This window comes from Streptomyces sp. ST2-7A (assembly GCF_021390475.1).
Lineage (GTDB): Bacteria > Actinomycetota > Actinomycetes > Streptomycetales > Streptomycetaceae > Streptomyces.
This window is the reverse complement of record NZ_JAJUWS010000006.1, coordinates 50,190-69,374: the sequence shown is the minus strand read 5'-3', so window position 1 is coordinate 69,374 and position 19,185 is coordinate 50,190. Positions and strand designations below refer to the sequence as shown.

Below are 19,185 nucleotides of genomic sequence, written 5' to 3'. Positions count from 1 at the left end.
CCGGGCCGGGGACCCACCCCGCCCCCGGTCCTCCCGGTGACCGGGGGACTTTCTATGCTGTTCCGGGGCCACCGGAACACCTCGGGAGTACGCGGATGGACCACGCCGATCACGGCATCACGGCGGAATTGCCGCCCTTCACCCTGCTGCGCGGGCTCCAGCCCGGCGGAGAGACCTTCTTCGCCGTGGGCTGCGCCGTCGTCCTGGCGCTCTACCTGTGGGGGGTGATCCGGCTGCGCCGGCGCGGCGATGCCTGGTCCCCCGGCCGGACGGTGGCGTTCGTCCTCGGCGTACTCAGCGTGTGGGCGGTCACCGGGACCGTCATCAACGACTACGGGATGCTCCTGTTCAGCGTGCACATGGTGCAGCACATGATCATCAGCATGTTCTCGCCGATCCTGCTGCTGCTCGGCGCACCCGTCACCCTGACGCTGCGCGCCCTGCCCACCGCCGGTCGCGGCCGCCGCGGCCCCCGCGAGTGGCTGGTCTCCCTCCTGCACAGCCGGTACACGCGGACGGTCACCAGCCCCCTGGTCACCATCCCGATGTTCATCGCCAGCCTCTACGGCCTGTACTTCACGCCGCTGTTCGACTTCCTGATGTCCTCCCGGCCGGGACACATCGCGATGATGATCCACTTCCTCGCGGTGGGGCTCGTCTTCTTCTGGCCGATCATGGGAGTGGATCCCGGACCCCACCGACCGGGCCACCTGATGCGGATGCTGGAACTGTTCGCCACCATGCCGTTCCACGCCTTCTTCGGCATCGCGCTGATGATGGCGACCGCCCCGCTGATCGGTGCCTACTCCGACCCGCCGGCATCGCTCGGCACCGACCCCCTGAGCGATCAGAACGCGGCCGGCGGCATCGCCTGGGCGTTCAGCGAGATCCCCACCGTCATCGTGCTGATCGCCCTGTTGGTGCAGTGGTTCGTCTCCGATCAGCGGGTCGCCCGCCGTCGGGACCGCACCGCGGACCGCAGCGGGGAGGACCGGGAACTGGTCGCCTACAACGCCTATCTGGCCTCGTTGGGCGGTGCCGGGCGGACCCCGACCCCGGCGCCCCCGATCCCCGTGGCCCCGGCCGGGGCGGAGGAGGATCCGGTGCCCGTCCCGACCACCACCGCGCCCCCGGCGGGCACCGCCCGCTGAGCACCGCCGTCCGACGCCCGACACACCGCGGCGGGGCCCCGGCCACCGGGGCCCCGCCGTCCTCGCGCCGACCGTCTCCGCCCGGTTTCCGGCTCAGCGGCCGTTGGAGCCGCTCAACGCCCGTACCAGGGCCTCCCGGAAGGCCGGCAGGTCATCGGGCTTCCGGCTGCTGATCAGCGGCCCCGGTCCGGCCTCGTCCACCACCACCGGTCGGTCCACCCAGTTGGCACCGGCGTTGCGCAGGTCGGTGGCCAGGCTCGGCCAGGAGGTCAGGGTCCGTCCGCGCACCGAGTCCGCCTCGATCAGGGTCCAGGGGCCGTGACAGATCACCGCCACCGGCTTGCCCGAGGCGCAGAAGTCCCGTACGAACGCCACCGCCTGTTCGTCGGAGCGCAGCAGGTCGGGATTGGCCACGCCACCGGGCAGCACCAGCGCGTCGTACTCCTCCACGGACGCCTTCCCGACCTCCCCGTCCACGGCGAAGGTGTCGCCCCGGTCGAGATGGTTGAAGGCCTGCACCTGGCCGCCGCCGGTCGACAGCAGCTTCGGCGTGCCGCCCGTCTCCAGCACCGTCTCCCAGGGGTCGGTCAACTCCACCTGCTCCACGCCCTCGGGCGCCACGAGAAAGGCCACCTGCACGTCGATCACTTCCTTTCGGACCTCGTGACCCCGGCCACGCGGCCCGACGGGTCCGGGCGGTACCGGTCGCCACCGGCACCGCCCGTCCCCTGCGGGTCCCCGGTCCCGGCGAAACCATGCGTCATCCGGGCGCATCGGACCGGTCGGGCATCGACCCGCGCGGTTCCCGACCGGCCGCGTGGGCCGCCCCGGGGTCACAGCCAGGCGGGATCCGTGCGGTCGATCGTGTCGTCACCGGCCTCCACCGGCGCCAGCATCGCCCCGACCCGCGGCACCTCGTGCCGGAAGAAGAAGCGGCAGGCGTGCCGTTTCCCCTCGTGGAAGGCGTCCCCGGACTCTCCGGTGGCCAGGTGGACGTCCAGCCACAGCCAGGCCAGCACGGTGTGGCCGAACGCCTCGAGGTAGGCGGTCGCCGCGGCCGGGATCGCCTCCCGTCCCCCTTCCGAGTGCAACCGCGCGGTCACCGCGCGGATCCGGTCCACCGCCGCCGTCAGGTCCCGGCCGAAGTCGGCCCGCTCCCCGCCGGCCTCCTCCGCCCGGGCCACGGTGGCCGCGACGCGGGACAGCAGGAGTTCCAGGGCCGCCCCACCCTCCGCCCGCACCCGGCGGCCCAACAGGTCCAGTCCCTGGATGCCGTGGGTGCCCTCGTGGATGGGGTTCAGCCGGTTGTCGCGGTAGTGCTGCTCGACGTCGTAATCGCGGGTGTAGCCGTAGCCGCCGTGCACCTGGATGGCCAGGGAGTTGGCCTCGGTGCACCACTGCGAGGGCCAGCTCTTGGCGATCGGCGTCAGGACGTCCAGCAACGTCGCCGCCTCCCGACGGGCCTGCGGGTCGGGCGCCGTCTCGCGCTCGTCCACCAGGCGCGCGCAGTACAGGACCAGGGCCATCGACCCCTCCGCCCACACCTTCTGGGTCAGCAGCATCCGCCGCACGTCCGGGTGGTGGATGATCGGCACCGGGGGAGCGGAGGGATCGCGGTCGGCGAAGGGTCGTCCCTGCAGGCGGGTCCGCGCGTATTGCAGCGACTTCAGGTAGGCGGTGTACCCCAGCGCGGCGGCCCCCGACCCGACACCGATCCGGGCCTCGTTCATCATGTGGAACATGCAGGTCAGGCCGCCGTGCAGAGGGCCGACCAACTCGCCGACGGCCCCCGGTTCGCCGGCCGGGGTGTGCGCGCCCTCGCCGAAGTTGAGCACCGCGTTGGTGGTGCCCCGATAGCCCATCTTGTGATTCAGGCCGGCGAGTACGACATCGTTGCGCCCACCGATCCCCCCGTCGGGGTCGAGCAAGTACTTGGGCACCAGGAACAGCGACAGTCCCTTGACGCCGGGCGGCCCGCCGGGCACCCGGGCCAGCACCAGGTGGACGATGTTCTCGCTCAGTTCGTGATCGCCGCCGGAGATCCACATCTTGGTGCCGAACAGGCGGTAACCGCCGTCCGGCCGGGGTTCGGCGCGGGTGGTGATGTCGGCAAGGGAGGATCCCGCGTCCGGTTCCGAGAGGCACATGGTGCCCAGGAACCGCCCGGCGAGCATCGGGCGCACCCAGGTGTCGATCTGTCCGGGGGTGCCGTGCGCGAGCAGCAGGTTGGCGTTGCCCCGGGTGAGCATGGCGTAGGCGGAGGTGCCGATGTTGGCGGCCTGGAACCAGGAGAAACAGGCGGTGGCCACCACCCGGGGCAATTGCAGGCCCCCGACCTCGGCGTCCATGGTCGCCGAGATCAGGTCGGACTCCCCGAAGGCCCGCAGCGCCTCGCCGACCTCGGGAATCATCTCGACCCGCCCGTCGACCATCCGCGGCTCGTTCAGGTCGGCGGCGCGGTTGTGCGGGGCGAACCAGCGGGTGGCCAGGGCCTCGGAGAGGTCGAGCACGTCGTCGACGGTCTCCCGGTCGTGCTCGGCGTACCGCTCCCTGCTCAGCAACTCCCCGGTGCCGAGCCAGTCGTGGAGCAGGAAGTCCAGGTCGCGGCGGGAGACGAGGGTGGAGCCGTCGGAGGCGCGGGCCCGGGAGGGTCCCGGGGCGCGGGAGGACTGTTGGGGGGTCGAGGTCGCCGAGGTCATCGCGACTCCTCCTTCACCGGCTCGGAGGTGGGTGGGACGGGGGCCTGCATGGCCGGACCGTGGTCGCATCATGCCTTACCAAGCGCTTGCTCAGCCAGACCCCGGCGACGACATCCCGGTGCCGGACGGGGGAAGGGGAGCCGGCGGCGGCCCACCCGGTGGCCGGAGAAGGCGCGAAGGGGCGCGGAGCCCGCCCCGGGAGGAGCCCCCCGGGTTCGGGGCGACCGACCCCGGGGGCCGCCGCGCGACTCATCCCGCCGGCAGCACCTCCGGGGCGAACCAGCCGGACGCCTCGGCCCCGAAACGGGCGGGTGGCAGCAGGGCGGCACCCTCCGGGACGCCCCCCACCACGGGAATCCCCACCCATCGCGCCATGTCCTCCCGGTTCGTGCGTTCCGCGAGGTCGGGGTCGCGCGGCACCGCTCCCCACACCAGGCCCCGCAGCGGCAGCCCCCGGTTCCGGATCGCCTCCACGGTCAGCGCGGTCGCGTTGATGGCGCCCAGGCCCATCCCGGTCACCACCAGCAACTCCGCCCCCAACTCGTCGGCGAGGTCGGCGATCGTGCCGCCCGCCGAGTCGAAGGGCACCAGCAGACCCCCGGCCCCCTCCACCAGCAGCAGGTCCCGGCCGACGGCCAGGGGGACGATCCGCCGCGCGGCGGATCGGGGCTCCGGGGCCGCGACGCCCGCCAGCCGGGCGGCCGTCGCGGGCGCCAGCGGATCGGGCAGTCGCACCGGTTCCACGGTGCTCAGCGGTTCACCGTCCCCGCCGGCGCGGATGTCACCGGTTCCGCCGAGCGGGCCGACGAGCCGCCGCACCTCGTCCATGTCACCCGGCTCGTCGGCGCCCACCCCCGTCTGCGCCGGCTTGACCACCGTCACCCGACACCCCGCCGCACACCACGCGGCGGCCAGCGCCGCCGTCACCACCGTCTTGCCCACACCGGTGCCGGTGCCGGTCACCACCCAGCGCCGTGCCCCGCTCACGACCGGGCCCCCTCGGCCACCGCGCGCATCGCCGTGGTGATCGCCCCGACCTCGGACGTCGTACAGGGATAGGGCGGCATGGCGTACACCAGGTTGCGGAAGGGGCGCAGCCAGACCCCGTGCTCCGTCGCGATCCGACCGGCGCGGGTCATCTCGATGTCGCCCTCCACCTCGATCACCCCGATCCCGCCGAGCACCCGGACGTCCCGCACCCCGGGCCTCCCGACCGCCGGTTCCAGGCCCGTCCGCAGACCCTCTTCCAGCCGCGTCACGTCCACCCGCCATCCGCCGTCGAGCACCAGGCCCACCGAGGCCAGCGCCACCGCGCAGGCCAACGGATTGCCCATGAAGGTCGGTCCGTGCGCGAGCACCGGCACCTCCCCCTCCGCGATGCCCCGCGCCACCGCCGGCGTGCAGAGGGTGGCGGCCAGCGTCAGGTACCCGCCGGTGAGTGCCTTGCCCAGGCACATCACGTCCGGGGTCACCCCCGCGTGGTCGGCCGCGAACAACTCCCCGGTGCGGCCGAAGCCGGTGGCGATCTCGTCGAACACGAGCAGCACGTCGTGCCGGTCACAGGCCTCCCGCAGCACCCGCAGATAGCCCGGGTGGTGGAACCTCATCCCGCCCGCGCCCTGCACCACCGGCTCCACGATCACCGCCGCGACCCCGTCGGCGTGCCGCCCGATCTCCTCGGCCAGCATCCGGGCGTACCCCTCGTCCCACTCGGCGGGCGGAGCGTCCACGAAGACCTGCCGGGGCAGCGCCCCGGACCACAGGTGGTGCATCCCGCCCTCGGGGTCGCACACCGACATGGGGTGCCAGGTGTCCCCGTGGTAACCGCCGCGCCAGGTCAGCAGGCGCCGCTTCCCCGGCCGCCCCCGGGACACCTGGTATTGCAGGCACATCTTGAGCGCCACCTCCACCGACACCGAACCGGAGTCGGCGAGGAAGACGTGGCGCAGCGGCTCGGGGGTGATCCGCGCCAGCAGCGCGGCCAGCCGCACCGCCGGCTCGTGGGTCAGCCCGCCGAACATCACGTGGCTCATCCGCTCCAGCTGCCGACGGGCCGCCCGATCCAGAGCGGGATGGCGGTAGCCGTGGATGGCCGACCACCACGAGGCCATGCCGTCGATCAGCTCCGTGCCGTCCGCCAGGGACAATCTCACGCCCCGGGCGGAGACGACCGGAAGCGGGGGCGTGGTGCCGGGCATCGGCGCGTAGGGATGCCAGACGTGCTCGCGGTCCAGGGCCAGCAGTTCCCCGATGGGCAGATCGTCCTCGGTCGGGGTCGGGGTCGGGGGCGGTTCCGACGCGGGGCCGGGGGAGTGGAGGGGATCGGTGCGCATCCCGCGATCATGTCCCGCGCACGGGTCGGTCCGCCACCCGTCGGCACCGCCCGCCCCGCGGTACCCCGAAGGCGGTCACACCCGGTGTCGGGGGACACTGGAGAACATGAGTGTGGTTCCGGAGTTCCTCCCCGTACCGGGGGATTCCCCCGTGCCCGGAGCCGACGCCCGGGGAGCGGTCGAGCCGCTCACCCTCCTCAGCCCCCGCCCCCTGAGCGGCACGGTGCTCTCCCAGGCGTGGCTCGAGGTGACCTTCCTGCACTGGCCGCTCGACCCGGCCGATGTCGCACCCCTCCTGCCACCTGGCGTGCGACCCGACGTGCACGACGGCGTCACCTGGGTGGGCCTGGTGCCCTTCCGGATGCGCGGCCTTGGGTTCGGCCGGGGCCCCGGGCTGCCCTGGCTCGGGGATTTCCTCGAGACCAATGTGCGCGTCTACGGCGTCGACACCCTCGGCCGCCGCGGCGTGGTCTTCCTCACCCTGGAGTGCGAGCGTCTGCTACCGGTGCTCGGAGCCCGGGCGGCGCTGCGGCTGCCCTACCGCTGGGCGGCCATGGCGCGGCGGCGCGAGGACCGGGTGCTGACCTGGGCCTCCCGTCGACTCGCCCGCCCCGGCGCACCGGCTCCGAGCAGCATGGTGCGGGTGCGGGTGGGGGAGCGGACCACGGCCGGCGACACCGATCCGCTGGACACCTTCCTCACCGCCCGCTGGGGGCTGCACACCCGATGGCACGAGGGGTCCACCCTGCACCTGCCCAACGTGCACCCCACCTGGCCGCTGCACCGGGCGGAACTGCTCGACTGCCGGGAGGACCTGATCGTCTCCTGCGGCCTGCCCGCTCCCCGGGGAGCCCCCCGGGTACTCTTCGCCCCCCGGGTCGACGTTCGGTTCGGACTCCCCGACCTGCCCCTCCGGTCCTCCGGGACCAACGAGGGCGGGACGGCCCCGCCCCGTTCGCGCGCACGCCGACGGGCGCGGAACCCGATGGTCCGCGCCCGTCCGGAGCGATGGGGTTCGGAAACCCGTCAGTGATCGCGGGAGCGGTCGTTGTCCAGCGAGTCACCGACGCCCTTGGCCCGGCCCTTGACGTCGTCGAAGGTCTCCTTCGTCTTGCCCTTGGCCTGGTCGGTCTTGCCCTCCTGCTCCTTGCGCCGGTCACCGGTCACCTTGCCGACCATCTCCTTGGCCTTGCCCTTGAGCTTGTCGGTGGTTCCCTTGTCGCCACTGCGCTCGGTCATGATCGGGTCCTTTCCTCGGTGATGGCGTGTCGCCTACCCCGGATCGCGGAAGCAAACCCGGACATCTCCGCGCCTCACCCGAACGGCGGGGGAGCGTCACTCCACCGGCAGCAGGGTGCCCAGCGGACCCGGGTCGATGTTCAGATCCTCGGTACGCAGCCCGAAGTGTTCGCGCAACCCCGTCATCCGCCGGTCCAACAGCATCAGGGTGGTCCCGATCCGCTCCACCCGGTCAGCGGACAGTTCGCCCTCGTCCACCCGGCGCAGGGCCTGTCGCTCCAGTAGTTGGCGCAGCAGTTCCACCACGGTCAGAACCAGGGCCACCGGATCCCGGGCGGCCTCCTCCGGATCCCCGGTACCGACGACCGTCCGCCCTCCCGGCGCCGACATGTCGTTCACCACGGCCCTCGCTCCCCACCGCAGCCGGGTATGTCCCCGAAGGGGGACGCCACCCGGCCGCCCACCGAGGACAGCAGGGCGTGCAGGGAAATCCGCACCAGCGGCACCTCGGCGATGGCCGGCACGATGTCCCCGCCGATCACCACCCCGGTGGCCAGTACCCGGTCCGGCAGATCCACCAGCGGCACCCCGATCGGCGCCAGCGGTTCATCCTCCGGGGGGACGAGCCGAGCGCTCCCACCGACCCGGGTGGCCCGGTCACCGACCGTCCTCGCCGGCCTCCCCGACGAAGGAGTACGGAACCCACGGACCGGTGGCCTCCACCCGCACGTCGACCCCGAGGTCGGCACACCGGTCCAGCGCTTCGACCCGCGCGACGAACTCCTGTCCGCGCCCGCCGTCCACCGGACAGGCCGGGTTGAGCACCTGCCGGCGTTCCCGGCCGGTGACCGCCACGCCATGGGCTCGCAGTCGACGGGTCGCCACCGCCGGCCGTTCCACCTCGGTGCGCGCCCGCTCCACGGCCCTCAGTGACAGGGTGTCGCGCTCCTCCTCGCTCCGTCGGCGGGCCCGCAATCGGTCGAGATGGGCCGGCCCTCCGGCCCCGGCCGCCGCCACGGACACGTCCGCGGCGGCGCGGCCGGGGTTCCGGCGTCCGGCGCCCCACCGGCACGGGAAACCTCCACGTACACCTTGACCCCCCACTCGACCCGTCCCTCCAACCGGTCCGGGGTCGTGAGCAGCGGACCGGCCCGCTCCGCCACCGCCTGCCGGGCGCGGCAGGCGGTGGCGTGGACGGTGGCCATCGGCGGCGGGGTCAGCCCCGGCCGGAGGCGGGCTCGGGGGCCTCGTCGGCTTCCCGCCGCAGCGGCGGTCGGTCGGGGACGGCCGGGTCCGGTCCGAGCAGGACCGCCCGCAACACCCGGGGGGTGAACAGCGCCCGGGACGGTGCCATCAGGGCCAGCACCGATCGGAAGGCCGCTCCCACCACGGGGTCGCCGCCGGCCCGCCGCTGCACCCGTGCCAGGTACAGGGCGACGGGACGCTCCACCGCCCGGGTGCCCGCCGCGTTGCCGGTGGCGCCCGGCATGTTCTTGTCCGCCCCGGCCGAGATGGCCCACGCCTGACGGGAGGAGCGCAGCAGCGCCCGGTGGAGACGGCGCGGGGCCGGCACCCCACCCCGGCGGGCCAGCTCCCCGCGCAGGGCCAACGCGTTGAGGGCCGCCACCGTCATGCCCTGCCCGTAGATGGGGTTGAAGGCGCACAGCGCGTCGCCCGTCGCGACGAATCCGGCCGGCCGTCGCCCCGGCCGGTCGTAGCGGCGCCGGATGTTGGCGGTGTCGCGGAAGCCGTGTGCCCCGGAGAGCGGTTCCGCCCGGTTCAGCCACTCCCGGACCAGGGGGTGGGGAAGTCGTTCGGTGAAGGCGGTGAAACCCTCGTCGTCGGTGGGGGGTTCGCAGCCGCGCAGGCCGGAGAGGGTCACCAGGTGGCACCCGTCCTCCAGCGGCAGCACCACCGCCCCGTACACCTGTCCCGGGTCCGGGACGACGTACTGGCCCCGGTACCGGGCCGCTCCCGGGCCGTCCTCGGGCTCCGGGTCGGCGCGGTACAGCCGGGTGGTGTAGGCCAGGCCGGTCTCCAGCCGTTCCTCGGGCGCCGGTTCCGCGCCCAGTTCCGTCAACCAGTGGTCGGCCCGGGTCCCCCGGCCCGAGGCGTCCACCACCAGGTCGGCGGGGATCTCCCGTCGATCGGTGGCCGCCCCGGCGCCCCGCTCGCGAACCACCACGCCGGTGACCCGATCCGCGTCCCCCACCAGCCCGACGACCTCGTTCCCCTCCAAAGTCACCACCCGCCCGCCGGCGAGCACCCGCTCCCGCACCACCGACTCCAGTATCGGACGGGACGGGGTCAGGACGTGCGCCGTCGCCGCGGTGCGCCGGTACCAACCACCGGCCTGCCACTGCAGCATGTCCTCCGGCATCCCGAGTCTCGGCGCTCCCCGGTCCAGCAGTTCCCCGACGGCCCCGGGCAGCAGTCGTTCCAGTGCCCGTTGGCCCCCCTCCAGCAACACGTGGGTGTGTCGCCCCTGCGGTACCCCCGGCCGCTGGGCCGGCTCCGCCGGCAGGCGGTCGCGTTCCACGATCGTCACCCGGGCGCCGCGCTCGGCGATCACCCGGGCGGTGAGCAGTCCCGCGACACCGCCACCGATCACCACGGCGTGTCGCGGCGCGTCCGTCGTTCCTCCGGCTCCCCTCATTCGAACTCCCCGTTCCCATGTGCCCCGTCATCAATGATCACGGGCAGTAGTATCCCGTTTCCTCTCATCCGGGGAAAAGGTGACGGTGTGTCCGTAACGATCCGGAGGGGCGGCGGGAGTGGACGGAATCAGTCCACGAGGTCGCCGTACCGGCGGGCCAGGGCCCGCAGCACCGGTGATCGGCCCCCGTTGGGGACGCTCCACAGGGTCTGGCCGCGCACCCCCCAGCGCTCCAACAGCGCGTTCGCCGCCTGGAAACCGGTGGTGGCCGCCCGTTCCATCAGCGCGACCGGCAAGTCGGTGCGGACACCGTCCCCCGCCACCACCACCCGGGGGTCGTCGGTCCATACGGTGGGACGGTCAGCCCACCCACCGACCGGGAACAGGGGACAGTCGGCATGCCACTCGTGCCGCTCGTCCACCACCCGGATGTCCCGGGTCTCGGGGTACACCCGGTGCAACTGCTCGATCAGGCGACGCTGTTCCTTGCCGCGGTCCGCGCCGGGCTCCAGCGCGTAGGCGTGCAGTTCCACCACCGACCCGCCGGTGCGCGCGGACCAGCGGGCGGCCTCGCCCTCCCAACGCTCCAGCACGCCGACGTTGTCCAGCGTGCCGAAGCCCCCGGTGCCCAGGAACCCGGGACGGTCCGCGTCCACCGGCCGTTCCAACCACAGCCGGGAGACCAGGAACGGCGGTGCGGTGCGCAGCCGCCCGATCCGCTCCCGCCACTCCGGGGCCCCCAGCCGGGGGGAGGCGGCGACCAGGTTCCGCAGGCCGCCCGGGTCGGCGGCCAGCACCACGGCGTCGTACCGCCGATCGCGGCCGTCCGCCGTGACCACCACCCCCGGGGCGGTCCCGCCGGCACCACCGGGCGGGCGGACGAGGGGCTCGATCGTCTCCACCGCGCTGCCGGTGCGCACCTCGGCCCCGTGACCGGCCAGGTAACCGATCAGCGGATCCCACAGGGCCCGCGGATAGGGCTCGTCGGGAACGTCGAACAACAGCCCCTCGGAGGAGCCGAGGAAGTAGATGTGGAACATCACCACCAGTTCCGCCGCCGACAACTCCCGGGGGTCGGCGAAGAAGCTGCGGGAGAAGACCTCGAAGGCCAGATGGTGCGCGGCCTCGGGGAAGTTGACGCGTCCCAGGAACTCCCGCGCGTTCATCCCGTCCAGCCGGTGGTACACCTCCGGCACCCGCACGTCCAGCAGCGGGAGTGCGGCGGCCGGCCGCATGTCCAGCAGATCGCCCCAGCCGAAGGTGGGGCTGAGGGCGACGAACCCCAGGGCGCTCCAGGGTGGGGTGCGCGGTACCCGGGCGAAGCCGTCACGGGCGCCGGAGTCGTGCCACAGCGGGTAGTCCGGCAGGGGGGTCAGGCCCCGCAGCGCGGGGTCGGTACGGCGCAACAATCCGCGCAGGTTGTAGTACTGACGGAAGAAGGCGTGGAAACCACGGCTCATCGTCACCCGCGAGCCGTCGGCCAGGGTGGTGGGCCAACCCGCCAACCGGCCACCGGCGTGTTCCCCCCGCTCGTGCACGGTCACCCGCACACCACGCTCGGCCAGCGCGGTGGCCGCGGCCAAGCCGGCGATACCCCCGCCGATCACCGCCACCGAGGGGCGGTCCTCCCCGCGCACCCGCGGCCGACCCGCCGGGGCCGGGTACACCCGTGCCCGTCGATCCCGACCGTGCCGGAAGCCGGCCGGTCGTCGCCGGCCGACCCCTCCCGCGCCGTCCCCGCCGTTCATGTCGCTCCTCATGTCGTCCCCGCCGATCCCACCCGCGCCGGCCCCGGCGCGCTCCCTCTCACCGCCGGTCCGCGGGCGAGCACGGCACGCGCCCCACCAGGGTGTGCACGATGTTCGTCTGCCAGCCGGACAGCGGCAGCACCCGCACCGACTCGAAGCCCGCGGTCGTCATCCGCGAGGCGAAGACGGGCGCGGTGTCGAAGTCCAGCACGCTGCGCCGCAGGTGGTGGTACAGCTCCCGGTCCCCGACCAGCCGACCGGCGGGCTCGACGATCGCCGAGCACACCGCCGACCACACCGCCCGATCCACCGGCCGTCCCCGCAAGGTGTACTCGTGCACCGCCAAGCGGCCGTCGGGCACCAGCATCTTGTGTACGGCGGCCAGTACGGCGTCCGGATCGGTGAGATTGCGGAACAGGTAGGCGGCGAACACCGCGTGGAAGGGGCCCTCCACACCCGCCGCCGTCAGCTCCTCCGCCGGGGCGTGGACGAACCGCACGCCCGCCGGCCACGGCTTGGCCGCGGCCCGGTCCAACATGCCCGCGGAGGCGTCCACCGCCACGATCTCCGCCCGGGGCGCCGCCGCGAGCAGCGCGGCGGTCGAGGCCCCCGTCCCGCATCCCAGGTCCAGCAGCCGCATCCCGCGCCCGCCGTCCGGCAGGCGCAACCGCCGCGCGGAGCGCCGCAGATGACCGTGATAGCCGGGATTCACCGCCGTCAGCCGATCGTAGGAGGAGGCTGCCCGGTCGAAGGCGGCGAACAGCGCGTTATCGCGCAGCAGGGTCATCCGGTTCCCCTTTCACAACGGGTGGTGGTCCGGGTCGGAGCCGACGGCGTACCCACGGCAACTCCAGTGCCGTGCGCGTCATCGGCCACACGGGCGTGCGGCGGCCGATCGCGAGGTCCTCGACCGGTCGGGTGTCCCCCCGCAGGAACCGCAGCAGGCGCTCCATCGGCACGCCGTCGAACAGGCCGGTGAAGAAGTCGTCCCCCCGCACCCGGCCCCGGTCCAGGGCGCGCAGCATGACGGCGTCCATCACCAACGACCGGGGCCGGTGGGCGGGGGGAGGTATCGGGGTCCGGCCCCCGGCCAGGGCCCGCGCCACCCCCGCCGCCTGCCGCTGCGTGGCCGCGAAGGCGTAGCCGGTGGAGGGGCGCACGGCGCCGCCGGCGGTGCCGATCCGGAACACCGCCCGCCCCACCCGGCGGGGAAACCGGGCGTCGGTCATGGGGATCACACCCTCCTCGGTGCCGGTCACCGTCAACCCGCCGGTTCGCAGGACGCGTTCCGTGTAGTCCCGCAGGGCGCGTTCGTACCCGGCGCGGTTCAGTACGGCGGGGGAGAACTCGGTGTACTCCACCAGCGCCTCCCGCTCGCCCAGCGGCAGGACGTACCCGAAGGACAACCCCTTTCCCGGCTGCGGGGTGCGGAAGTCCATCAGATCGGCGACGGCCGGCTCGAAGACCGGCCGTTCGGTCCGTACGAACCACCCCCGGAAGTGCTGCCACCACAGGGTGCGGGCGGCCCCCAACGAGCGGGGCGGGCGCGAGTCCAGGACCCAGCGACCGCGCACCGCCACCGGTCGGCCCGCGGCGTCCCGGCCACGGGCCTCCGCTCCATCGGCCACGTCCGCCACCGACTCGACCACCGCCTCGACGGAGCCGATCCCGGCCTCGGCCATCCGCGTGCGCACCCGTGCCTCGAAGGCTCCCGAGCGCAGCATCTTGTACCGCAGGCCGGGGGGTTCGTCGACGATCTCGCGGCCCGAGGGCGCCCGTACCCGCAGCCGCCGCCAGGAGGCGGTCACCAGGTCGTCCCACTCGCCGTCCGGCCCCTCCCAGAAGCACCAGGTCCGCTCCGCCGGGCGCAGTGGGCCGGGCGGGGCGTCGACCAGCACCACCCGCAGTCCGGCGCCGGCGGGGCCGCACAGGTGGTGTGCCAGGGACAGGCCGGCCGCTCCCGCCCCCACGATGACGACATCCGCGTCCCGCACCCGACATCCCTTCTCGCGCTGACCCCCACCCTTCCGCACGGGGGCGGTTTCCGGATGCAAGGTCGCCGTCGTGTCCCGATCGGCTTTTCCCCGACGCCCCACCCACGTTTCGCCCGTCCCCGGGGTGATGACCGGAAGCCCTGGGGTAAATCCCTTGAGGCACGTCGCGGGCGGGAGTGACACTCCGACCATGCCGACGGGGACACGCATCGACGACATCACGACCCACCTGGACCGCCTCCACCGCGAAAGGGACTTCTCCGGAACTGTGCTGATCACCCGGCGGGGAGGAACCGTGATGGAGGCGCACCGGGGAGCCGCCGACCGGGGATCCGGTGTGCCGATCGGGTCCCGCACCCGGTTCGGCCTCGCCTCCGTGACCAAGATGTTCACCGCGACGGCGTTGCTCTCGCTGCTCCCCGACCCGCTGCGGGACCTCGACACCCCCGTCGTGGACCTGTTGCCCGCCCGGCTCCGCCCCGTCGAGCTGCACCCCGGGGTGGCGGTCCGCCACCTGCTCACCCACACCTCGGGCGTCGCCGACTACTTCGAGGAGGAGACGGCCACGGAGGACTGGGTCGCGGAGTTCGCCGCACTGTGGTCCGAGCGCCCCGTGTACCGCGTGACGCGGCCGACGGACTTCCTGCCCCTGTTCGCGGACCTGCCGCCGCACGGCCCTCCGGGCTCGCGGTACCGCTACTCCAACGCCGGCTACATCCTGCTGGGGCTCGTTCTCGAACAGCTCACCGGGACGGATTACCGGCAGGCGGTCGCCGAGCGGGTGTTCGCCCCCGCCGGGATGCGGGAGACCGGCTTCCCCGCCGCCGACGAGATCCTCCCCGACCTCGCCACCGGCCACCTGCGACCGCGGGCGCCGGGTCAGCCCTGGCGGAGCAACGTCTTCGCCGTGCCCGCGGTGGGTGGCCCGGACGGCGGGGCGTTCGCGACCGCGGCCGACCTCGACCGCTTCCTCACGGCGTACGCGGAGGGCCGTGTCCTCGCGCCGGACCTCGTGGCCGGGGCGCTGCGGCCCGCCGCGCGCGTCGACGGGGAGACCGCGATGGGACACGGGGTGTATCTGCTGGGGGAGGGGACCACTCGCTCGTTCGGCGCGGTCGGCGCCGACCCCGGGGTGGAGGCGATCATCCGTCGGTACCCCGGGCCCGGGGTCAACACGGTGATCCTCGCCAACGTCAACGACTGCGCCCGGGAGATCGACGCCCTCGTGCGGGAGGCGGTGACCGGCGGGGCGGTGTGAGCGTGCCGCCGGTCACGTCCACCGGCCCGCCCTCACCCGCCCGGCCCGGCCCCGCACCGTCGGATCCCCGTTCCCACCGTCCCGGCCGGGGCCCGAGTGGGCGCGGCGGCCGCGTCGGGCGGACGCCGGGGCGGGTTCCCCACCACTCGTCGTGTCACCGGTCGGTCGTGTCACCGGTCGGGAAGCGGGCACTCGTGGGGGAGGGGCGGGGCGCGGTGCGCCGGGCTCCCGCCCGGCACCTGTTGGCTTGGGCAAGCCTCACCCGTTCTCCGGAGGTCGTCGTGACGGACCGTCCCACCCGGCGGGCGCCCCGGGCCCGCACCGCCCGGGTCGTGCGCACCCGGAACCTGACCCCCCACATGCGGCGCGTCGTGCTCACCGGCGCCGACCTCGCCGACCTGCCGGTGGGTGACTTCACCGACCACTACGTCAAGCTGCTCTTCCCGCCCTCCGGCGTGGAGTATCCCGAGCCCTTCGACATGCGCCGCGTCCGCGAGGAGATGCCGCGCGAGCTGTGGCCCACCACCCGCACCTACACCGTCCGCGCCTGGGACCCCGCGCACCTCGAACTCACCCTGGACTTCGTGATCCACGGGGACAGCGGGCCGGCCGGCCCCTGGGCCCTGCGGGCGCGTCCCGGTGACGTCATCCGTCTCCTCGGTCCCGGTGGCGCCCACGCCCCCGACCCCGATGCCGACTGGCACCTCCTGGCGGGCGACGAGAGCGCGCTGCCGGCGATCGCGGCCTCGCTGGAGGCGCTCCCCGCCGGAGCCCGCGTCCACGCCCTGGTGGAGATCCCCGGGGTCGACGACCGGCAGAAGATCGCCACCGACGCGGAGATCGTCTGGTTGGCGCGCGGTTCCCGCCCGGTAGGGGAGGCGCTCGTCGAGGCGGTGCGGAATCTGGAGTTTCCCGACGGTCGGGTGCAGGCCTTCGTGCACGGTGAGGCCGGTGTCGTCAAGGAGCTCCGTCGCCACCTGCGACTGGAGCGGGGCGTTCCGCGCGAGGCCATGTCGATCTCCGGCTACTGGCGACTGGGTCACGACGAGGACGGTTGGCAGGGCTCCAAGCGCGAGTGGAACGGCCGGGTCGAGGCCGAACAGGAGGAGGGGCGCGGCGCGCCCGACGGTCCGGAGCGGTCGGACCCCGCGTAGCCGTTCGTGCCGGGCGGCCCCTCGACGCCGGCGATCGACACCGAAGGGCGGACCATGGCCGGGACCACCACCCCCACCGAACGACGCGGACGCGTCCTGCGGGAAGCCCTGGCCCGGGGCCTGCTCCATCCCCGGGACGCGGTACTGGCCGGGTTCGTCGACTTCGACGGCCTCGCCGACACCGTCCGCGCCCTGCGCCGTGCCTTCCCGGAGGACCTCGAGGTCCTCCACGCCTTCGCGGCCAAGGCCAACTGCCTGGTACCGGTCCTGGCGGAACTGCGTTCCCTGGGCATGGGGTGCGAGGTGGCAGGGGCCGGGGAACTGTCCCGTGCCCTGGAGGCGGGGTTCCCGCCGGAGCGGATCGTCTTCGACTCCCCGGCCAAGACCCTCTCCGAACTGCGGTGGGCACTGGAGGCGGGCGTGTCGCTCAACATCGACAATTTCCAGGAACTGGAGCGGGTCGCGGACCTTCTGCGGGACGACCCGCCCCGGGCGCCCATCGGGGTACGGGTCAACCCCGGGGTCGGGGGCGGGGCGATCGAGGCCATGAGCACCGCCACCGAGACCTCGAAGTTCGGCATCCCACTGACCGACGAGGTCGCCCGCGAGCGCCTTCTGCGGGCCTTCCGGGATCACCCATGGCTGACCCGCCTGCACACCCACGTGGGCTCCCAGGGGTGTCCGGTGGACCTGATCGCCCGGGGCGTCGCCGGGACCGTCGCCTTCGCCGGGGAGATCGATCGGGTCCTCGGCGGGCGTCGGGTGGACGGCATCGACATCGGCGGCGGCCTGCCGGTCAATTTCGCCGACGACCGGGTGGTGCCGGGCTTCGACACCCATGTCGAGCACCTGCGCCGGCACGCCCCCGCCCTGTTCGGCGGCGACTACGCGATCACCACCGAGTTCGGCCGCTCGGTGATGGCGAAGAACGGTTTCACCGCCGCGTACGTCGAGTACACCAAGGAGGCCGGCGACCATCGCGTGGCGATCACCCACGCCGGGGTCCAGGTCGCCGCCCGAACCGTCTTCGCCCCCGGGGCCTGGCCGCTGCGGATCGAGGCGTATCACCCCGACGGGACCCCCAAACGGGGCGCACCCGTGGTCCAGGACGTCGCGGGGCCGGCCTGCTTCGCCGGCGACCTGCTGGCCCGGGGGCGGGCCCTGCCGTTGCTGGAGCCGGGGGACATCGTCGTGCTCCCCGACACCGGGGCCTACTACTTCTCCACTCCCTTCCACTACAACGGCCTTCCCGAACCCGCCGTGCACGGCGTCCGGTCGGACCCCGACGGGGGACTCCGCACGGAATCCGTCCGCCCGGCACAGGAACTCCCCGGGGTGCCCGTCCCGGACCCGGCGGAGGAGAGCCGTCGGGCGGGGGGAGCGGGCCGAACCCCGCGCGGATGACCCGAACCGGCCGACTGTGGAAGCCGCCTCATACCGTGCCAACCGCCACAGGCGTCCCGGTGGTGCCGGATGCGTGGCGAACCGGGGTTCGGGAGTATGGTTCGTCAGTTGTCACACTGCAACTGATCAGCCGCGGGCGCGGCAGGGGAGGGTGGGATCCGGTGCTTTCCGAGCGACAGGGAGCCGCGACGTTCCCCCCGGCCACCGGCCGGAAGCCGGTCGTGGCCGGTGACGTCCCTCTTCCCGAAGGCCCCACCGACACCCTCGGGCTCCCGGTGGCGCGCCCCGGCTCCGCCGGCGACCGGGACGAACCCGCGGTGCTGCTCATCGAGGACGATCCCGGTGACGCCCTCCTGGTGGAGGAACTGGTCGCCGACACCACCCCCGGACTGAACCTGACCTGGGTGCGTTCCCTCGCCGAGGCCCGGGTGGAATTGGCCCGGGGACTCCCCGAGTGCGTCCTGCTCGACCTGCACCTCCCCGACGCGCAGGGGCTGGAGGCACTCGCCATGGTGCAGGAGATCGCCGGTGGCGTGGCCGTGGTCGTCCTGACCGGCGTCGCGGAGGAGCACACCGGACTCGCGGCCGTCGCCGCCGGAGCCCAGGACTACCTCGTCAAGGGCCGGGTGGAGCCGGAGCTGCTGGGACGCGCCGTCCGCTACGCCATCCAGCGCAAGCAGACCGAACAGGCCTCCGCCGCCCTGCAGGCCGGACGGTTGCGTGCCGAGGAGAACGCCCGGCTGGAACGGGGGCTGTTGCCCACCCCGCTGCTGCGGGAACCGGCGGAGGTCGACGTGGTCACCCGCTACCGTCCCGGCCGGGCCCAGGCCCTGCTCGGCGGTGACTTCTACGACGTCGTGCAGACCTCCGACGGCACCGTCCACGTCCTCATCGGCGACGTCTCCGGTCACGGCCCGGACGAGGCGGCCCTGGGTGTGGGGCTGCGCATCGCCTGGCGCACCCTCGTGCTCACCGGCGTCACCGGCGCCCGGCAGCTCCACAGCCTCGAGGAGATCCTGGTCGCCGAGCGCGTGGGCGAGCAGATCTTCGCCACGCTCACCAGCGTGGCCCTGGCCCCCGACCGTCGCCGCGCCCGGGTGATCCGGGCCGGTCACCCCGGTCTGCTGGTGCGGCACGAGGACCGGGTCGAGTGGATGGAGGCACCCGGCGGCCCGGCCCTCGGTCTCCTGCCGGCCGGTCTGGCGGGTTGGCCGGTCCACGACATGGATCTCCCGTCCGGCGCCGGGTTGGTGCTCTTCACCGACGGGCTGTTCGAAGGACGCATCGGCCCCGCCGGCGAGCGTCTGGGGGAGGAAGGACTGCTGGAGGTGGCCCGCCGTGTCGCACGGCTGGAACCCGAGACGTTCGTGGACACGGTGATCGACCGTGCCGAGTTCATGGCCGAGGAACACGGCGGACTGGCGGACGACGTGGCGGTGGTCCACGTGCGATGGAACGGGAAGGCGAGCGCGACACCATGACGACGGCGAAGACGACGGACCCGGAGATCTCCCCACCGGCTCCCGACGGGGGAGGGGAGACGGCCGCG

General features: G+C 73.7%; 18 protein-coding genes. 6 read left to right on the top strand and 12 right to left on the bottom strand.

All coding sequences use genetic code 11. The annotated features are described in order from the left end of the window. Positions 1-95: 95 nt before the first annotated feature. Positions 96-1,151, top strand: coding sequence for a cytochrome c oxidase assembly protein (locus LZF96_RS05520; protein ID WP_233866242.1), 1,056 nt, complete (start codon positions 96-98; stop codon positions 1,149-1,151). A 93-nt stretch (positions 1,152-1,244) separates the two neighbouring features. Here LZF96_RS05520 and LZF96_RS05515 read toward each other — a convergent pair whose 3' ends face one another. From LZF96_RS05515 to LZF96_RS05500, 4 genes are all read right to left on the bottom strand, one after another. Further along, positions 1,245-1,790: a type 1 glutamine amidotransferase domain-containing protein gene (locus tag LZF96_RS05515; RefSeq protein ID WP_233866581.1), complete on the bottom strand. Its 546-nt coding sequence runs from the start codon at positions 1,788-1,790 to the stop codon at positions 1,245-1,247. A 194-nt stretch (positions 1,791-1,984) separates the two neighbouring features. Beyond that, a complete protein-coding gene (locus LZF96_RS05510) occupies positions 1,985-3,850 on the bottom strand; it encodes an acyl-CoA dehydrogenase (RefSeq protein WP_233866239.1) in 1,866 nt (621 codons plus the stop codon). A 249-nt stretch (positions 3,851-4,099) separates the two neighbouring features. Continuing rightward, positions 4,100-4,837 (bottom strand): dethiobiotin synthase, encoded by a 738-nt coding sequence (bioD, locus tag LZF96_RS05505; protein WP_233866236.1) that lies wholly within the window; start codon positions 4,835-4,837, stop codon positions 4,100-4,102. Beyond that, on the bottom strand, positions 4,834-6,183 hold the full coding sequence (locus LZF96_RS05500) for an adenosylmethionine--8-amino-7-oxononanoate transaminase (RefSeq protein ID WP_267940513.1): 1,350 nt from the start codon (positions 6,181-6,183) through the stop codon (positions 4,834-4,836). The genes bioD and LZF96_RS05500 overlap by 4 nt, the downstream gene beginning before the upstream one ends. A 106-nt stretch (positions 6,184-6,289) precedes the next feature. On the opposite strand from LZF96_RS05500, the gene LZF96_RS05495 reads away from it, so the two are divergent. Then, positions 6,290-7,216 (top strand): YqjF family protein, encoded by a 927-nt coding sequence (locus LZF96_RS05495; protein WP_233866223.1) that lies wholly within the window; start codon positions 6,290-6,292, stop codon positions 7,214-7,216. Here the strand turns inward: LZF96_RS05495 and LZF96_RS05490 are convergent. The 8 genes from LZF96_RS05490 to LZF96_RS05455 form a co-directional block, all read right to left on the bottom strand. Next, positions 7,210-7,422 carry a CsbD family protein gene (locus LZF96_RS05490; protein WP_233866220.1) on the bottom strand — a complete coding sequence of 71 codons (213 nt, stop codon included), beginning with the start codon at positions 7,420-7,422 and terminating at the stop codon, positions 7,210-7,212. The genes LZF96_RS05495 and LZF96_RS05490 overlap by 7 nt on opposite strands. A gap of 96 nt (positions 7,423-7,518) precedes the next feature. Then, positions 7,519-7,812, bottom strand: a complete 294-nt coding sequence (locus tag LZF96_RS05485) for a gas vesicle protein K (protein WP_233866575.1) — start codon at positions 7,810-7,812, stop codon at positions 7,519-7,521. A gap of 5 nt (positions 7,813-7,817) precedes the next feature. Then, positions 7,818-8,024 (bottom strand): gas vesicle protein, encoded by a 207-nt coding sequence (locus LZF96_RS05480; protein WP_233866572.1) that lies wholly within the window; start codon positions 8,022-8,024, stop codon positions 7,818-7,820. A gap of 55 nt (positions 8,025-8,079) precedes the next feature. Then, complete coding sequence (locus tag LZF96_RS05475; RefSeq protein WP_233866218.1) at positions 8,080-8,439, bottom strand: GvpL/GvpF family gas vesicle protein; 360 nt, start codon at positions 8,437-8,439, stop codon at positions 8,080-8,082. 199 nt (positions 8,440-8,638) lie between these two features. After that, positions 8,639-10,078, bottom strand: coding sequence for an FAD-dependent oxidoreductase (locus tag LZF96_RS05470; RefSeq protein WP_233866211.1), 1,440 nt, complete (start codon positions 10,076-10,078; stop codon positions 8,639-8,641). Between the two features lie 128 nt (positions 10,079-10,206). Continuing rightward, complete coding sequence (locus tag LZF96_RS05465; protein ID WP_374203102.1) at positions 10,207-11,838, bottom strand: FAD-dependent oxidoreductase; 1,632 nt, start codon at positions 11,836-11,838, stop codon at positions 10,207-10,209. A 46-nt stretch (positions 11,839-11,884) separates the two neighbouring features. Further along, positions 11,885-12,613, bottom strand: coding sequence for a class I SAM-dependent methyltransferase (locus LZF96_RS05460; protein WP_233866208.1), 729 nt, complete (start codon positions 12,611-12,613; stop codon positions 11,885-11,887). Further along, on the bottom strand, positions 12,594-13,820 hold the full coding sequence (locus LZF96_RS05455; RefSeq protein WP_233866205.1) for an FAD-dependent oxidoreductase: 1,227 nt from the start codon (positions 13,818-13,820) through the stop codon (positions 12,594-12,596). Before LZF96_RS05455 ends, LZF96_RS05460 begins: the two co-directional genes overlap by 20 nt. A 190-nt stretch (positions 13,821-14,010) precedes the next feature. Here LZF96_RS05455 and LZF96_RS05450 point away from each other — a divergent pair, with 190 nt between their 5' ends. The 4 genes from LZF96_RS05450 to LZF96_RS05435 all read left to right on the top strand — a co-directional run bounded on the left by LZF96_RS05450 (position 14,011) and on the right by LZF96_RS05435 (position 19,117). Next, the gene (locus LZF96_RS05450) at positions 14,011-15,078 is read left to right on the top strand and encodes a serine hydrolase (protein ID WP_233866202.1); all 1,068 of its coding nucleotides are present in this window, start codon (positions 14,011-14,013) and stop codon (positions 15,076-15,078) included. Between the two features lie 281 nt (positions 15,079-15,359). Then, positions 15,360-16,232, top strand: a complete 873-nt coding sequence (locus tag LZF96_RS05445) for a siderophore-interacting protein (protein ID WP_233866199.1) — start codon at positions 15,360-15,362, stop codon at positions 16,230-16,232. A gap of 54 nt (positions 16,233-16,286) precedes the next feature. Next, on the top strand, positions 16,287-17,636 hold the full coding sequence (locus LZF96_RS05440) for a diaminopimelate decarboxylase (protein WP_233866196.1): 1,350 nt from the start codon (positions 16,287-16,289) through the stop codon (positions 17,634-17,636). A gap of 275 nt (positions 17,637-17,911) precedes the next feature. After that, on the top strand, positions 17,912-19,117 hold the full coding sequence (locus tag LZF96_RS05435; protein WP_233866566.1) for a PP2C family protein-serine/threonine phosphatase: 1,206 nt from the start codon (positions 17,912-17,914) through the stop codon (positions 19,115-19,117). Positions 19,118-19,185: the final 68 nt, after the last annotated feature.

Coding starts and splice junctions, on each gene's coding strand:
- LZF96_RS05440 (WP_233866196.1), top strand. CDS start 16,287: ATGGCCGGGACCACCACCCCCACCGAACGACGCGGACGCGTCCTGCGG.
- LZF96_RS05510 (WP_233866239.1), bottom strand. CDS start 3,850: ATGACCTCGGCGACCTCGACCCCCCAACAGTCCTCCCGCGCCCCGGGA.
- LZF96_RS05450 (WP_233866202.1), top strand. CDS start 14,011: ATGCCGACGGGGACACGCATCGACGACATCACGACCCACCTGGACCGC.
- LZF96_RS05460 (WP_233866208.1), bottom strand. CDS start 12,613: ATGACCCTGCTGCGCGATAACGCGCTGTTCGCCGCCTTCGACCGGGCA.
- LZF96_RS05485 (WP_233866575.1), bottom strand. CDS start 7,812: ATGTCGGCGCCGGGAGGGCGGACGGTCGTCGGTACCGGGGATCCGGAG.
- LZF96_RS05520 (WP_233866242.1), top strand. CDS start 96: ATGGACCACGCCGATCACGGCATCACGGCGGAATTGCCGCCCTTCACC.
- LZF96_RS05500 (WP_267940513.1), bottom strand. CDS start 6,183: ATGCGCACCGATCCCCTCCACTCCCCCGGCCCCGCGTCGGAACCGCCC.
- LZF96_RS05470 (WP_233866211.1), bottom strand. CDS start 10,078: ATGAGGGGAGCCGGAGGAACGACGGACGCGCCGCGACACGCCGTGGTG.
- LZF96_RS05465 (WP_374203102.1), bottom strand. CDS start 11,838: ATGAGGAGCGACATGAACGGCGGGGACGGCGCGGGAGGGGTCGGCCGG.
- LZF96_RS05495 (WP_233866223.1), top strand. CDS start 6,290: ATGAGTGTGGTTCCGGAGTTCCTCCCCGTACCGGGGGATTCCCCCGTG.
- LZF96_RS05490 (WP_233866220.1), bottom strand. CDS start 7,422: ATGACCGAGCGCAGTGGCGACAAGGGAACCACCGACAAGCTCAAGGGC.